Origin of the sequence: Actinoplanes aureus (assembly GCF_015704865.1) — a bacterium.
Classification (GTDB): domain Bacteria; phylum Actinomycetota; class Actinomycetes; order Mycobacteriales; family Micromonosporaceae; genus Actinoplanes; species Actinoplanes aureus.
Genome location: NZ_JADQTO010000002.1, coordinates 345,898 through 360,592 on the forward strand (window position 1 = coordinate 345,898; position 14,695 = coordinate 360,592).

15 protein-coding genes and 1 tRNA gene are annotated in these 14,695 nt (G+C 68.1%); 9 read left to right on the forward strand and 7 right to left on the reverse strand.

Features of this window, described 5'->3' with window-relative positions:
• Positions 1-25: 25 nt before the first annotated feature.
• The 3 genes from I4J89_RS04600 to I4J89_RS04610 are packed head-to-tail and all read right to left on the reverse strand — an operon-like array spanning position 26 to position 1,547.
• Positions 26-1,114: a hypothetical protein gene (locus I4J89_RS04600; protein ID WP_196412546.1), complete on the reverse strand. Its 1,089-nt coding sequence runs from the start codon at positions 1,112-1,114 to the stop codon at positions 26-28.
• Positions 1,111-1,389, reverse strand: coding sequence for a hypothetical protein (locus I4J89_RS04605; protein ID WP_196412547.1), 279 nt, complete (start codon positions 1,387-1,389; stop codon positions 1,111-1,113). Before I4J89_RS04605 ends, I4J89_RS04600 begins: the two co-directional genes overlap by 4 nt.
• On the reverse strand, positions 1,380-1,547 hold the full coding sequence (locus tag I4J89_RS04610) for a hypothetical protein (RefSeq protein WP_196412548.1): 168 nt from the start codon (positions 1,545-1,547) through the stop codon (positions 1,380-1,382). The genes I4J89_RS04605 and I4J89_RS04610 overlap by 10 nt, the downstream gene beginning before the upstream one ends.
• A 76-nt stretch (positions 1,548-1,623) precedes the next feature.
• Here I4J89_RS04610 and I4J89_RS04615 point away from each other — a divergent pair, with 76 nt between their 5' ends.
• Together I4J89_RS04615 and I4J89_RS04620 are read left to right on the forward strand one after the other, a co-directional pair.
• A complete protein-coding gene (locus tag I4J89_RS04615) occupies positions 1,624-1,899 on the forward strand; it encodes a hypothetical protein (protein ID WP_196412549.1) in 276 nt (91 codons plus the stop codon).
• Between the two features lie 417 nt (positions 1,900-2,316).
• Complete coding sequence (locus tag I4J89_RS04620; RefSeq protein ID WP_196412550.1) at positions 2,317-2,742, forward strand: hypothetical protein; 426 nt, start codon at positions 2,317-2,319, stop codon at positions 2,740-2,742.
• A 61-nt stretch (positions 2,743-2,803) separates the two neighbouring features.
• On the opposite strand, the gene I4J89_RS04625 is transcribed toward I4J89_RS04620, so the two are convergent.
• Positions 2,804-2,888, reverse strand: a tRNA-Ser gene (locus tag I4J89_RS04625).
• A gap of 67 nt (positions 2,889-2,955) precedes the next feature.
• On the opposite strand from I4J89_RS04625, the gene I4J89_RS04630 reads away from it, so the two are divergent.
• From I4J89_RS04630 to I4J89_RS04645, 4 genes are all read left to right on the forward strand, one after another.
• Positions 2,956-3,918: an NAD(P)H-quinone oxidoreductase gene (locus I4J89_RS04630; protein WP_196412551.1), complete on the forward strand. Its 963-nt coding sequence runs from the start codon at positions 2,956-2,958 to the stop codon at positions 3,916-3,918.
• 95 nt (positions 3,919-4,013) lie between these two features.
• The gene (locus I4J89_RS04635; RefSeq protein ID WP_196412552.1) at positions 4,014-4,667 is read left to right on the forward strand and encodes a DUF4352 domain-containing protein; all 654 of its coding nucleotides are present in this window, start codon (positions 4,014-4,016) and stop codon (positions 4,665-4,667) included.
• A 235-nt stretch (positions 4,668-4,902) separates the two neighbouring features.
• The gene (locus I4J89_RS49300) at positions 4,903-5,730 is read left to right on the forward strand and encodes a C40 family peptidase (protein WP_230858319.1); all 828 of its coding nucleotides are present in this window, start codon (positions 4,903-4,905) and stop codon (positions 5,728-5,730) included.
• 348 nt (positions 5,731-6,078) lie between these two features.
• The gene (locus I4J89_RS04645) at positions 6,079-6,609 is read left to right on the forward strand and encodes a YbhB/YbcL family Raf kinase inhibitor-like protein (RefSeq protein WP_196412553.1); all 531 of its coding nucleotides are present in this window, start codon (positions 6,079-6,081) and stop codon (positions 6,607-6,609) included.
• Positions 6,610-6,672: 63 nt separating this feature from the next.
• Here I4J89_RS04645 and I4J89_RS04650 read toward each other — a convergent pair whose 3' ends face one another.
• Complete coding sequence (locus tag I4J89_RS04650; protein ID WP_196412554.1) at positions 6,673-7,386, reverse strand: class I SAM-dependent methyltransferase; 714 nt, start codon at positions 7,384-7,386, stop codon at positions 6,673-6,675.
• Positions 7,387-7,666: 280 nt separating this feature from the next.
• Between I4J89_RS04650 and I4J89_RS04655 the strand changes: the two genes are divergently transcribed.
• Together I4J89_RS04655 and I4J89_RS04660 are read left to right on the forward strand one after the other, a co-directional pair.
• A complete protein-coding gene (locus I4J89_RS04655) occupies positions 7,667-9,649 on the forward strand; it encodes a DUF6311 domain-containing protein (protein WP_196412555.1) in 1,983 nt (660 codons plus the stop codon).
• Between the two features lie 76 nt (positions 9,650-9,725).
• Complete coding sequence (locus I4J89_RS04660; protein ID WP_196412556.1) at positions 9,726-10,817, forward strand: calcium-binding protein; 1,092 nt, start codon at positions 9,726-9,728, stop codon at positions 10,815-10,817.
• A 117-nt stretch (positions 10,818-10,934) separates the two neighbouring features.
• On the opposite strand, the gene I4J89_RS04665 is transcribed toward I4J89_RS04660, so the two are convergent.
• Positions 10,935-11,657 carry an IucA/IucC family C-terminal-domain containing protein gene (locus I4J89_RS04665; protein WP_196412789.1) on the reverse strand — a complete coding sequence of 241 codons (723 nt, stop codon included), beginning with the start codon at positions 11,655-11,657 and terminating at the stop codon, positions 10,935-10,937.
• A gap of 354 nt (positions 11,658-12,011) precedes the next feature.
• Here I4J89_RS04665 and I4J89_RS04670 point away from each other — a divergent pair, with 354 nt between their 5' ends.
• Positions 12,012-13,541, forward strand: a complete 1,530-nt coding sequence (locus I4J89_RS04670) for a peptide deformylase (RefSeq protein WP_196412557.1) — start codon at positions 12,012-12,014, stop codon at positions 13,539-13,541.
• On the opposite strand, the gene I4J89_RS04675 is transcribed toward I4J89_RS04670, so the two are convergent.
• Positions 13,538-14,647 carry a globin domain-containing protein gene (locus I4J89_RS04675; RefSeq protein ID WP_196412558.1) on the reverse strand — a complete coding sequence of 370 codons (1,110 nt, stop codon included), beginning with the start codon at positions 14,645-14,647 and terminating at the stop codon, positions 13,538-13,540. The two genes, I4J89_RS04670 and I4J89_RS04675, sit on opposite strands and share 4 nt — an antisense overlap.
• Positions 14,648-14,695: the final 48 nt, after the last annotated feature.

Sequence of the window (14,695 nt, forward strand, 5' to 3'; positions counted from 1 at the left end):
CGGCGAAAGGTTGGCGGGGCGGTTGTCACGATCCAGCCGCCACGAGGTCGGATTCCTTACCGTTGACGCGCGCTGGAGTCTGGCCGTCGATTCGCTGGAGAACCCGTCGCGCCGTGGACTCGGAGGTGACGGCGAGGTGCGCGAGGCGCTTGGGCCGCAGTTCGGGCCGGGTGCTTTTGATGGCGGCTACTACGAGTTCGATCTCGTCCTTCTGCCGCTCCTCCTGCCGGGTCGGCTGAGCTGCGGTGACAGGCTTCGGGAGGTGCGTCACGCGAAGGGTGCGGAGCTTGCGACCGTGACGGATTCTGGCGGCCCTGACTGACGCGGCCTGGCGCGCCGGGACGGCGGGCGGCATCGCGCTGTCGGGCTCCGCCGGGTGCGTCACCTCGAACCAGACCGCCCGGTCAACGCGAGCGCGGACCTGGTCGATGATCGTGTCGTCGGCGGCCAGCGACAGACGGGCCAGCCGCCGCGCGGCGCGCTTCCGCTGACGCTCGGAGCCGTGTCGCCGGCGAAACTCCAGATTGGTCATCTGCTGTGTCAGCCGTTCGCGGTGCACGGTCTCGACGTCACGCTCGCCCGGCTCGATCGCGCCGAGCCAGAGCAGGAACCGCCGGGGTGTCCATCGCCAGCTCGTTGCCCACTCCGGCCGCTTGGCCTGGTCGCCGACAAGGCCGTCCCACCACTGTTTCGTGAGCAGCAGCGGGATCGCGAGGCGCAGGAGCGCCTCGGCCGCGCTGTGGGAGACAGCGGCGGCGACGAGGCCCATCGAAACGGCGATGATCCACGCCGTGGTGCCGGCGCGACCGGGCCAGCCATGCTCCCGGACGTGCCGGTCGGCGCGGATCATGCTGACCAGCAGCAGGATCTCGAGGACGGCGAAGAGCAGGACCCGGGGCCCGGCGGGGAAGCCAGGGATGCGCCCGGTGAGCTCCCAGACAGCCTCGGACGACCAGCCGAGACCGATGATCATGGCGATGCGCGAGAGCGGCCCGTCGGGGCGGCTGGAGCGAGCCAGCCGGCGGCCAGCCCAGGTGAGCAGGACGACCGAGAGCAGCAGCCCGGCGGCGATGACCTCGCGGCGGTCCAGCAGAGAGGACAGGTCGGTGGTCACTGGTGGCTCTCCTTGTGGCGGTTGGCTTCGAGTGCGCGGATTCCGCGGGCGACTCTCGGCAGTTCGTGCTGGTAGACGAGGGAGTGCTTGGCCACGTGATAGCCGGACAGCAGGAACTCGGCAGCGATCACGAGGACCAGGCCGACGGAGACCGCAGCGATGACGATCAGCGCTTTGCCGCCGTCTTGGATCCAGATGTTGATGGCCGAGCCGGAGAGCAGAACGGTGAACCCGGTCGACAGCCAACGGCGGCGCAGGTAGGCGATCAGGCCCACGTCGCCACCGCCCATCCGGCGCGCGGGTCCAGCGGTCGCGGCGGCTGCGGGCGGCGCAGGATCTCCGGGAACTGCGCCCAGGCGATCAGGGTCATGGTGCCGACGATCAGCGGCAGGCCGATCAGAGCCAGCAAGGCGTTCAGCATCAGCGGCGTCATGGCGCCATCATGACATAGATGACAGAGTTGGCGTAGATGACAGAGTTGGCGACGCGAGAATCAGGGGTGATCGCTCATGCGTGGCGGGGTCGATACGATCAGCGCACCTGCGATGGGAGCCCTGCTGATGCCGAGAAGCCGCGACGAACTGCGCCGTGCCCTCGATGAGGGGGAGTGGCTGCGTGTCGGCGATCTCGCAACTGTGCTGGACGTATCTGCGTCCACCGCGCATCGGCTCCTGGGGAACCAGATCGGGTTCAAGTTCAAGCCCGGCGGAAAGCAGCGGATCGCCGACCCGGCTGACGTGCGCCGGCTCTTGGAGGAGTCCGAGCAAACCCATCGCGGCCAGTAGAAACGTTGCGAGTCGGGAAAGCCCTACCGCAGTAGAAGCGGACAGTGCATCCGTTGAACGGCCAGGTCACGACTGTCTGATTAGGACATTTAACAATCCGTGGTGATCTCGTAACCTCCCTACCCAAAGTCCGTGATCAAGGTACTAAGGTTGTTCGAACATACGTTCGAAGCACGGGGGAGCGATGCAGATCGACGCAGGCAGCTGGGGCAGCTGCCCACGACTGGATACGTGGGTTCGAAAGGGGCGTTTGGGTCAGCCGCCGCTGCCTTAGAACGGCCAGCGTCAGCGAGCGGGAGTTGCGCCGGCTAGAAGGTGTGGCACTCCGTCGTGACGCGCGAATGTCGGGAGGCGTCCGCCAGCCACGTCTCCTCCGCCACACCGGAAACCGGCACGTGATCGGAGAGAAGGGTCCACATGCAACACACCCGCAGCCCCTGGGCTTACGTCGTCCTGAGCGGTGCTGCCGCTCTCCTCGGGGCAGCGACGATGCTGCTGTTCGGCGTTGACATCCAGCCGATCAGCAGGCCGCGCATGGTCGGTGCATCCTTTGTCGTCCTCGTTGCGATGGCCGCGGTCGTCCTCGTTCTTCGGAGGAATCCCGGCCAGTGCGAGCGTTGCACAAGCGTCGAGCTGACCAAGGCCGTCGAAGCGCTTCAGCAACAGATCGCCGCAGTCAACGAGCGGCTGGATCACATCGACGAACACACTGAGGTGCTGGCTGCGCGTACGTCTCGGCTCGCCGCCGGTCTAGAGGTGCAAAAGCCGCTGAACCGGAACGATCTAGGAGATACCACCGCAGAAGTGGTCGCTTTCCCCGCCGGTCCGCGCCGTTTGAGCTGAGGTCCCCCCACTAGCCCCCCATGCCCAGGTCGGCATACCCGCTGACCTGGGCCGGAGTGGGCGGAGGGCGTGGGATTCGAACCCACGATGAGTTTCCCCATACCGGTTTTCAAGACCGGCGCCATCGGCCACTAGGCGAGCCCTCCCGTAGTGCCGCTCCAGTTTGCCACCCGCTCGGTGTTCTTGTCGTACCGGTAGGGCATTGTCGAGCCCATGCACGCGATCGTGATCGAGGACAAGCAGCTGGTCTGGGCCGAGGTGCCGGATCCGGAGGCCGCCGAGGGTGAGGTCGTGGTCGATGTGACCGCGACCGCGGTCAACCGGGCTGACGTGTCGCAGCGGCAGGGCCTCTACCCGCCACCACCGGGCGCCTCGGAGTTTCCGGGGCTGGAGTGCTCGGGCGTGATCAGCGCGCTCGGCCCGGGCGTCACCGGGCATCATGTGGGCGAGCGGGTCTGTGCGCTGCTCGCCGGTGGTGGCTATGCCGAGCGGGTGGCGGTGCCGGTCGGGCAGCTCCTGCCGGTGCCGGCCGGGTTGTCGCTGGTCGAGGCGGCCGGGCTGCCGGAGGTGGCCTGCACGGTCTGGTCCAACGTGGTGGACCGGGATCGGCTGCGCTCCGGCGAGACCCTGTTGGTGCACGGCGGCGGCAGCGGCATCGGCACGTTCGCGATCCAGCTGGGCGTCGCGCTGGGTGCGACCGTGCTGGTCACGGCCCGGGCGGAGAAGCATGAGCGGCTGCGCGCGCTGGGCGCCGATCTGACGATCGACTATCAGACCCAGGATTTCGTACGGGAGGTGCTGGACCGCACCGGTGGCCGCGGCGCCGACGTGGTGCTGGACATCATCGGAGCGAAGTACCTCGCTCGCAACATCGAGGCGCTGGCCGCCGACGGCCGGATCACGGTGATCGGGATGCAGGGCGGGCGTTCCGCCGAGCTGGACCTGGGCAAGCTGATGGCCAAGCGGGGGCGGATCTCGTCGACGGCGCTGCGGGCGCGGCCGCCGGCGGACAAGGCGCGGATCGTGGCGGGCGTGCGGGATCGGGTGTGGCCGCTTGTCGCGGCCGGTCTGATCAAACCGATCATCCACACCACCTTCCCTCTGGCCGAGGCGGCCGCCGCCCACGACCTCATGGAGTCGAGCGACCACCTCGGCAAGATTCTTCTCCTGCGCTGATTTCACTCCTTCGGGGGAACAAAAGCCGAGTTATATGACCGATACGGCCCGATATGCGGCGAGTCGCGGGTGTGTCGGTCCCAGGCGATCCCAGCATGGACGGACAGCGCGGCCGGCACTCGGCCGCGCTCCCGTTCCAACCGCTGGGGGACACCGTGACGTACGCACCGCATCGTTCCGCGACCGCTCGTGCCGTCCCGTCGCGAGACCACGCCTCCGAGGCGCGAGCGCTGCGGTGGAAGATCCGGATCTGGATCGCCGGCGGGGTCGTCATGACGCTCGCCCTGATCGGATTCGGGGTCTGGGCGGTGGTGACCGCTGACCGTCGTCCGGCGACGATGGGCCGGCATGTGCCGAACGGCGCGGTGGCCGGCAATTTCGAGTTCGCCGTGACCTCGTTGCGGTGCGGCGTGTCGTCGGTCGGCCCGGATGACCTGCAACAGCTGCCCGGCGGGCAATTCTGCCTACTCGGCGTGACGGTCAAGAACACCGGCACCGAGCCGGAGTTGTTCGACAGCGGCGCACAGCGGGTCTACGACGCCAACGGCGTAGCCTACGCCGTCGCCGACCAGGCCGCGGTCTTTCTCAACGATCGCAGTCCGACACTGCTCAACGAGATCCTTCCGGGTGACACCGTGGCGGGCGTGCTGCCCTTCGACGTGCCGACGGATGCCCAGCTCAGCGAGGTCTCCGTGCACGGCTCGATGTCCACACCGGGCGTACGCATGACGCTGCCACCCGTTCAGTGAATGACGGCCTTTATCTTTTCGAGATTGGGGGATCAATTATGTGAATCCAGCCACGGCGCATTCGATGGTGTGTTGGCATGGTCCACGGAATACGCGGATGTCCGGGTTCCCATTGCCCACCTTCGACGGAGGCAAAGCGTGGCAGGCAGCATCAGCCCCGCACCGATGGGATTCGCGCGAGTGCCCCGGGCCTATTTCGGAGGCAACACTGCACGGTACGTCGACGCGCCGTGTGTTGACCGCCGGCGCCATTGCGCTGGCCGTCATCGCACCGGCCCTGGAACCGGTCGAGCACGCCGCGGAGGCCGTCACGACGCCGCCGCGGGCCCTGCCGGCCACACCGGAGCTGCCAGCTCTCCCGCTTGGCGAGGAGATCCAGGAACGACAGTTCCTGATCCAAACGCATAAATCGGAGATCCCGCTTCCCGCGAATCTCCAGGAGAGGGTGACGACCAGCCAGCGTGCGTCCCGCTCGATCCCGCGACGGCCGGCCGTACGCGCGACGGCCCGGGTACGCCCGGTGGTGACACCAGCCTCCCGCCGTCCGATACGCCTGAACAACCGTCCCGCGGCGCGAGTGGCTGAACGCCCCGCGGCCCGGCACTCGGCCCGCACGCAGCACCGGCGTGTGGTCGTCCAGCAGAGGCGGACGACCGTGGCGAAGCGTGGTGCGGTCGCGGTTCGCAAGGTCACCCGGAGCACCGCCGTCCGGCGCCTGCGGACCCGCCCCGGCCGGAGCATGGGCGCGGTGATCGCCTTCGCCCGCTCCCAGGTCGGCAAGCGGTACGTGCGGGGCGGCGAGGGACCCGGCGGTTTCGACTGCTCGGGCTTCACCAGGCGTGCGTACGCCCGGGCCGGCCTGCGCCTGCCGCACTCGTCCGGCGCACAGGCCCGCCGCGCGCGGACCATCACCCGCTCCCAGGCCCGGCCCGGTGACCTGGTGGTCGGCCCCGGCCACGTGGGCATCTACATGGGCCGCGGCATGATGATCGACGCCGGCAACCACCGCACCGGCGTGGTCTACCGCAAGCTCTACCGCGGGCTCCGGGTGGCGCGCCTGTAGCTTTCCGTGGCCAGAACCCCGGACAGCAGCGGGCACCCGCCGGATGACGGGTGCCCGCTCGCTGACCGCCGAAGTGGCGGCCGATCGCAACCGGGCGCGGGGATCTCGGCCGCACACACCCGGTCGGATGTCTGACAGAAGCATTACCGACCGGGGCTGTTCGCAAGCGCACCACCTGTGTGTTTACCCGTTCGAGTGACGGCACGGCGCAATGCCGACGAAAGGCGCCGGTCACATACGCCGGTTAGTCTCGGCCCAACGCGGGAAACCCTGACCGATGAGACTTGTTCACTCGCAAGGTGGGTCGTGAACAGGCCTCAGTTACCTGCTACGCCGCCGGAGGCCACCATGAGTCTTGACCGCGCCCTGGCTCCCGACCCGTACGATCTTCTGCCGCCGGTCCCGTCGTTCACGGTGACCAGCTCGGACGTGACGGATGGGCAGCCGCTCGACGAGCTCTTCGTGCACACCAGTGTGGGCGGGAAGAACCTCTCGCCGCAGTTGTCCTGGTCGGGGTTCCCCGACGAGACCCGGGGGTTCGTGGTCACCTGCTTCGACCCGGACGCGCCGACCGGCAGCGGGTTCTGGCACTGGGTGCTGGTCAACCTGCCGGTCACGGTCACCGACCTGGACCGCGGCGTGGATCCCCTGCCGGACGGGGCGTTCTGCGTGCGCAACGACTACGGCGAGCGCAACTACGGTGGCTCGGCCCCGCCGCCCGGCGACCGGCCGCATCGCTACGTCTTCGCTGTACACGCGATCGACGTCGACCGCCTCGAGGTCACCCCGGACGCCTCACCGGCGTACGTCGGCTTCAACCTCGCCTTCCACACCCTCGCCCGGGCGACCGTGCGCCCGACCTTCCAGGTTCGCGGCTGAGACCCGCACAACGAAAGGCCGCCGGCATCGCCGGCGGCCATCTCGACTTTTTCGGGGTACGCGTCAGCGCGGCGCGCGGCCCACGCAGAAGACCGACTGCCCGAACGGCGGCTTCACGACGCGCTCCGCGGCCTTGGTCACCGGGAGCACCAGGGTGTCGTAGACCTTGACCATCGGCCCCTCCTTCGGGGCCAGCTTGAAGATGCTCGTGGCGCCGTAGTACCCGATCAGACCCAGCGCGTTCGCGTAGTGGATCTTCTCGATCTCCAGGCCGGCCTCGATGAAAGCGGCCGAGAGCGTCTTCTTGGTGTAGCGGCGGATGTGTCCGGTCGCGATGTCGACCTGGCTCATGGCGAACATGAACGCCGGCACGATGATGATGACCCGGCCGCCGGGGCGCACCAGATCCTTCATGCTGCGCAGCGCGCCCACGTGGTCCTCGATGTGCTCGAGCACGTTGTAGGAGACCGCGGCGCTGTACTCCCCGTTCGCCTCCGGCGACGGCAGCAGCATCTGCTTGACGTCGATGCCCGGGTGATCGGCCATCCGCTCCTTGAGCAGAACCAGCCGGTCCGGGTCCGCCTCGGTCGCGGTGAACCGCGGGAGGTGCTCGGACCACTCGATCGCGTAGTCACCGAGGCCGCTGCCGATCTCGATGGGGTTGTCCCCGAGGTATGGGAGCGCGAGCTCGACGAACCACCGGCGGTGGTTCACGGCCGTGGCGAGGCCCTCGAGCACTTCGGACTGGATCCGCTGGTCTCCAGTGATGTCTGCCATAGGTGAGGTTCCCTCATCTTGCCGATCTGAGTGACAGCGGGACCGGAGAAGTTAACCATCTGCCGCGCCTATCCGAAAGTTGACCGTGGTCCGCCGCTGATTTTTTGGCCTGATTGAGACATAGCGCGGTTGGGTACTTGGATGGGTTACGCATCGTGGGAGTCCACCAGATGGACACCACGTGCGGGACACGCGGAAAACACGCGTACATATCGTCTCTATCACGCCTGGGGCGCTCAACGTCGGCTTCTTGAGAACCTCGGTTAGGCTCGCCGATGCTATGACGATTACGGGTTTTGACTCGACAGGCCAGTCGACCGGCGAGAACGTTCTCCGGCCGCGCCAAGTGACCGCCGACGACAACCTGGACGCGGAGCTGCTCGCCCTTCGGGCTGCCGTCACGCCGGATGCCGCGGTGACCCTTGTCACGCCCAAGGAAGTGGCCGAAGAGCAGGCCATACGCCCCGATCGGCACCGTCCGAAGTGGCGTGTGCTCGCTTGGCGTGACGTTCTGGCAATCGCCAGTTTCGTAGCCGTCGCCCTCCTCGTCACCGCACCGTTGTGGCTGAATCTTGATCATGAACTGCGTGATGATCCGCAGGATCAAGCTTTCTTCGAGTGGATGCTGGCGCACGGTGCCCGGGTGCTCACGGATGGCGTGTATCCGTTCTTCTCGGACCGCATGAATTACCCCGACGGGGTGAACATGATGGCCAACACGTCGGTGCTGGCCGTTTCGTTGCCACTGACGCCGATCACTCTTCTGTTCGGTCCGCATGTGGCGTTCAACGTATTTCTCACCTGTGCATTGGCGTTTACCGGGGCTTCGTGGTATCTGGTGCTCTCCCGGCGCTTCGTGGCCTCGCGGTTGGCGGCCTGGGTGGGCGCTCTCTTCTGCACCTTCGCGCCGAGCATGATCTCGCACGCCGGTGGCCACCCGAACATCGTCTCGCAGTTCCTGGTTCCGCTGATCATCTGGCGCACGCTTGAACTGCGCGTTCCGCGTCGCGCCCTGCGCAACGGGTTGATCCTCGCCGGCCTGCTCATCTGGCAGGCGTTCCTCAATCTCGAGATCCTCTTCATGACCGCGGTCGGCCTCGGCCTCTACTGCTTGATCATGGCGGCCGTCCGGCGTAGGAGTCACCCGGGCGAGGTCCTGCCGTTCCTCCGTGGCCTGGGCATCACCGCGGTGACCACGCTCGCCGCGCTGGCCTACCCGCTCAGCGTGCAGTTCTTCGGGCCGCAGAGCTACCAGGGCCTGGCCGAGTTCGTCCGCAACTTCGGCGCCGACCTCGCGTCGTTCACCGCCTACTCGAGCCGGTCGGTGGCCGGCAACGGCGCCGTCGCGTCGATGCTGTCGCAGAACCCGGCTGAGGAGAACGCCTTCTTCGGCTGGGGCCTGGTCATCCTCTTCTTCGGGCTGATCCTCTGGATGCGGCGTAACGCGACGGTGGTCGCGGTCGGCGCGATAGCGGTCTTCTTCGCCGCGATGTCGCTCGGGCCACGGATCTACCTGAACGGCATCAACACCGGCATCCCCGGCATCTGGTCGATCATGCACAGCATCCCGGTCCTCGACTCGGCCGTGCCCACCCGGTGGGCGATGGCGATCGCGCCGATGGTCGGCATCGTGCTCGCCCTCGGCTGCCAGCGCGCCGCCGACCTGGTCCGGTCCCAGCCGCACGCGCGGGGCCCGGTACGCGTCGCGATGATCACGGCGGTGGCGATGGCGCTCGTCCCGCTCGCGCCGACCCCGTTGCAGACCACGCCGATGGACCCGGTGCCGGAGTTCGTCACCACGGGCGCCTGGCGTCAGTACGTGGACGACGAGCACACCGTGGTCAGTCTGCCGTTGCCGGACAGCAGCTACCCGGATCCGCTGCGCTGGACCGCGTACACCGGGCAGGACATGCGCATCGCCGGGGCGTACGCCCTGCTGCCGAACCAGAACCCGCAGAACCCGGCCGACCGCAGCGCGATCTTCTCGCCCCCGTGGCGGCCGACGAGCGGACTGATCACCTCGATCCGGCAGGGCAACCCGATCCCCGAGGTCACCGACGCCCGGCGTGAGATGACCCTCGCCGACCTGCGTTTCTGGAAGGCCGGAGTGGTGGTGCTCACGCCGCAGGCACGGGACATCGAGATGCTGCGCACGATGTCCGACCTGCTCGGCTTCCGGCCCACGTGGACCGGCGGCGTCTGGCTCTGGGACGTCCGCCACCTGGTGGACAAGCCGGAAGTGGTGCTGGCCGCAGGGTCCTGACGGCACGCGTCGATACGGGGCCGCGCGTCGTAACGGTATCGTTCTATGATCTTCCCACTTCCACGGGAGGATCCACATGCCACAGTCCGTGCGCTATGCCGCGGCCATGTTCGCCGCGATCACCGTTGCCGGAGCGTTCGCTGCTCCGGCCCACGCCGCCACCGCCGGGGTCGCCTCGGTCGTGTCGACGACGAAGGTGCAGTACAAGGCGGCCAAAGGTAAGCAGAACAAGGTCGTGGTGACTCGCTCGGGCAAAACGATCACGATCGATGACAAGGTCGCGGTCAAGGCCGGCAAGGGCTGCAAGGCGGTCAAGGGCGACAAGACCAAGGTGCGCTGCACCCCGTCGAAAGCGCCGACCCGGTTGCGGATCTTCACGTACGACCGGAACGACTCGATCGTCAACAGCACCGATCTGGGGCTGACGAGCGACGGCGGTACCGGCAACGACAAGATCTACGGTGGCCCGCGCGCCGACTTCATCCAGGGCGGCAGCGGCGCGGACAAGATCTACGGGCGCGGCGGGAAGGACGAGCTGCACGGCGACGACGGCAGCGACCGGCTCTCCGGTGGCGACGGGGACGACTGGCTCGCCGCCGAGGACGGCAACGACGTGCTCCTCGGCGACGCCGGTCACGACTCGTTCCACGGCGGAAACGGCAACGACCGGATGTACGGCGGTCCCGGCCAGGACGGATTCAGCCTGAGCCCGGCGGACTACGGCAGCGACAACGACTACGTCTCCGGCGGCGCCGGTGACCGTGACGCGGTCACCTACATCACGTACACGAAGGGCATCAAGGCCGACGCGGACGGGGTGACCGGTGACGACGGTGCGAAGGGCGAGAAGGACACCCTCGCCACTGACATCGAGGAGATCCAGGGCGGCGAGGGCAACGACGTGCTCTACGGCACCGCCCGGGTCGACTACCTGTACGGCTGGTCCGGCAACGACGTGATCTACGGCTTGGGCGGCGACGACCTGGTGGCCGGTGAGGCGGGCCAGGACAAGCTGTACGGCGGGGCCGGCGACGACTACGTCAGCGGCTACGACTGGACCGAGCCGAAGGGTCAGGACCGGCTCGACGGCGGCACCAACGGCACCGCGGAAGGTGATCTCTGCGAGGCGCACGGCGGCGACGCCAAGGTCGGCTGCGAGCGGAGCTGACGTTCCGGCGGGGGTTCGGGTTCGCCCGGACCCCCTGCTCAGCCCGGCGGCCGAGTGATCAGCTGGACCACGACGGCGCCGACCCGGACAGTTCGGGGACTTTGCCGAGGCGTACGCCTAAATGGTTTTGATGCAGCACCCCGGACAGACCTTGGGCTGCGGCAGGGTGAAGGCCAGGCAGCAGGTCTTGCGTTGCACGTCGAGCTTGCCGAGCGGACCCGGGACGAGCTCGATCAGATCGCGGACGCCCAGCGTGCCCAGCAGGCGGTCGATGTTCTCCGCGGACGAACCCGGCAGGGCGTCCGCGGAGCGGAGCACGCCGTATGCGACGCCGGAGGCGAGCGAGCCGAGCAGCGTCCGTTTGCCGAGCCGGACCCGGCTGTGGATGGCGTCGAGCAGCGGGCTGAGGTGCTCGTCGAAGAGGGAGCGCCGGAACTCGGCGAGCAGGGCGTCCTCGTCGGCGACGACACGAACCTGCGGGAGTCCGCTGATCGCCAGCGGGTCGGTGGGCAGCACGGCGACCGGGATGTCCGGGCGCAGGCCGAGAGTGAGCAGCGGACGCGGGTCGTCGAAGTGCATCACCACGTCGGTGGCGGTCAGCAGCGGAACCCGGCGCGCGGAGGCCCAGCCGAGGACGGCGGGCAGGGCGAGCCAGTAGGTGTACGCCTTCCAGGCGAGCGCGGCGGCGGCGTGCGGCTGCGCGTGCCACCGGCGGCGGGCCGTGTCCAGCAGGGTGTCCAGGTGCACATCGGCGAGCCGGGCGGCCGGCGTCCAGCCGGCGAGATCGCGGGTGACCAGGTCCGGAGCGAGGCCGGGGATCTCGGTGCTGGTGCCGAACATGGCCCGCAGGGTCGCGGTGACCGGGGCGAGCGGGTGCAGGCGGGGACGCGTGAGGTCCAACGTTATGGTCACGGGCGTTTGCCTGCCCGCGGCGACACTGGTCGCTGAGTCACCGCACTTCTCCTCGCCAGCTTGACGGAAGGATCTGAGGCGACCCACCGTACCCGGTTAAGGATAGCCTAACCACACCAACCGGCAGGATCTTTCGGGCGGATACCTTGAGCGAGAATTACTTTACGTAGCGTTGCTGCCTTCGCGGGTTCGTCAAGGCATTTGTCGGCAACGCGCTACTAGCCCCTTACGGACACTAGTGCCAGCGACACTGAGGTTGCCGTCGCGAAGGGGACATCCGTGATGACCACCTCGCCCATTGAACGGGCCGCAGATCAGTTCGTTACGGCGCTTGCGCAATGGCGGGTCGAGCGCGGGATGACAAAGAAGCAGCTTGCCGCGCGCATGGGGTTCGACCCCTCCTATGTCAGCCACGTCGAGGGACGACGGCACAAGCCCACCGAAGACTTCGCTCGCCGCGCCGAAGCGGTCCTGAGCGCCGGCGGGGCGATCTGGCAACGCTTCCAGGAGTACGACGAACTGCGTCACGCCCGCGGATCGGCGCTGCACCGGGACCCACCGGTGCCGGTGCAGTGGCTGCCGCCCGGCACCGGTCTGGTCGTGGAACGCGAGATCGCCGAACTGGTTTACACGAACGGGGCCTACCGCTGCCGGGTGAGCCGGGCCCTCTACAACGCGGGGGTCGAGCCGGTCACCCGGTACCTGGTGAAGATCGCGGTGGATCGGTACCCGCACGACCCGGCCGGCTCCAACCGGCACCACCGGGAGAACCCGCTCACCTTCGACGAGATGGACGTGCGGGCACGGGCCGGCGAAGGGGATGCCGCCGAGCCGATGCAGTGGCGGGTCAAGCTCGACCGGGACGCGGCCAAGGAGATCTGGCTGCTCTTCGCCAACGAGCGCGGGCAATTCCCGCTCTACCCCGGTGAGCGTACGACCATCGCGTACGCGTACACGGTCGGCGAGGAGAAGTGGGGGCAGTGGTTCCAGCGGGCCGTCCGGCTGCCCACCCGGTCGCTGACCGTACGACTGAACTTTCCGGAGAGCTTCGAACCGCAGGTCTGGGGTGTGGAGGCTTCCCTCGCCGCCGAGGTGCCCGTCCGTACCCCGTTGGAACGCCGCATCGAGGGAGGTCGCGCCATTTTCGAGTGGTCAACCGACGCGCCCCTGCTCAACGCGCGGTACCGGCTGGAATGGCGGTACCGCGGCGCCGACGCACCGGTCTACGACGAGACCGGACCACCGGAGCCGGCCCTGCCACGGGCCTCGCACCGGATGCGCGGCATCGGCATCATCCAGCGCGGATCCGACCTGCTCCGGCAGCGGGCCCGCCACTTCCAGCTACCCCGGGAAGGACCGGCCGCCCGGGAAACCGTCACCCGCCTGCTGACCTCACTGAGCCGGCTGCAGGACCTGCACGAGTTCAGCAAGGGCGTCGGTCTGGCCGCGACGCAGATCGGTGTCCCGGTGGCGGCCGCCGTGGTCCGCCCGCCGGAGCACGACATCGAGCCGGTTGTGCTGCTCAACCCCCGCGTCGTCGACGAGTCGACCGAGAGCGACGAACAGTACGAGGGCTGCCTCTCGTTCTTCGACTACCGGGGAATGGTGTCCCGCCCGTTGCGGATCGAGGTGGAGCACGCCCGATTCGACGGAACCCGGGTGATCACCACGTTCGAGCGTGCCCTGGCCCGGCTGATCAGCCACGAGATCGACCATCTGGAGGGCCGGCTCTACGTGGATCGGATGAACTCCGACTCCAAGCTGGTGCCGGTCGCGCAGTACGAGCAGACCGGCCGTCCCTGGGACTACTAGTCGGTGAAGCTGTCGTACTTGACCCGGACCGACGGCACCTGAAGCTCGGCCAGCGTCTTCAAGGTGGCCTTCACCATCCGGCCGGAGCCGGAGACGAAGAAGTCATGCTCCTGCCAGGGGCCGTACCGGGCCACGACGTCCGAGATGTTGCCCTTCTCGCCGGGGAAGGTGGGATCGTCACTGCACGCCGTCACCACCGACAGCCAGGGGTAACGGGCGGCGAGCCGGTTCAGGTCGGCCAGGTCGTACAGGTCGTCCCGGGTCCGCGCGCCGAAGAAGACGTGCACCCAGCGGGTTCGGTTGTACCGGGTCAACTCCTCCAGCAGGGACTTGATCGGCGCCAGCCCGGTACCGCCGGCCACGAACACCGCGTCCCGGGTCGACCGGCGGTCCAGCGTCATCGAGCCCATCGGGGCGGCCAGCTTGATCATGTCGCCGGTGTTCAACCGCCGCACCAGAGCGCTGGACACCCAGCCCGCGCCGATCGCCTTGACGTGGAACTCCAGCGTGTTGTCGCGGCGCGGCGCGTTCGCCGGTGAATAGGTGCGCCATAGCCGCGGCTGATATCGCGGAGCCTCCAGGCTCAGGTACTGACCGGCGCGGAACTCCAGCGGCTGCAACGGCAGCACGGTGAACACCGCGATGTCGCGGGCCCGGCGCTCGTGCGCTACCACCTCGGCGTGCCAGTACGGCGGGTTCGGGTCGGCGTCCGCCCCGGCCAGCATCTTCGAGGCGATCACCGCGTACGCGTCCGCCCATGCCTGGTCGTACTCGACGCCCCACTGCTCGCCCGCACAGGTCCGCATCGCCTCGATCAACGCCCCACCCACGACCTCGTAGTGCTCCGGTTCCACGTGGAACTTCCGGTGATCCCGGCCCAGCGCCCGTAGATAATCGTCGAACTTCTCGGGATCCTCCAGCGTCTGCACGGCGGTAACGATCGCCCCTAGCAGCCGGGCACGCTGCACGTCCATCTGCACCGGGAACAGATCCCGCAGATCCGGATGAGACAGGAACATGCGGGCGTAGAAGTAGCCGGCAACCTTGTCCTGATGCTCCTCGACGAGACTCCAGCTCTCCTTGAGCAAGCGTGCGAGGTCTCCCATGCCATTCAGAGTGGTCAGCACAGTCGGGAACACGACGCACCGAAAGTG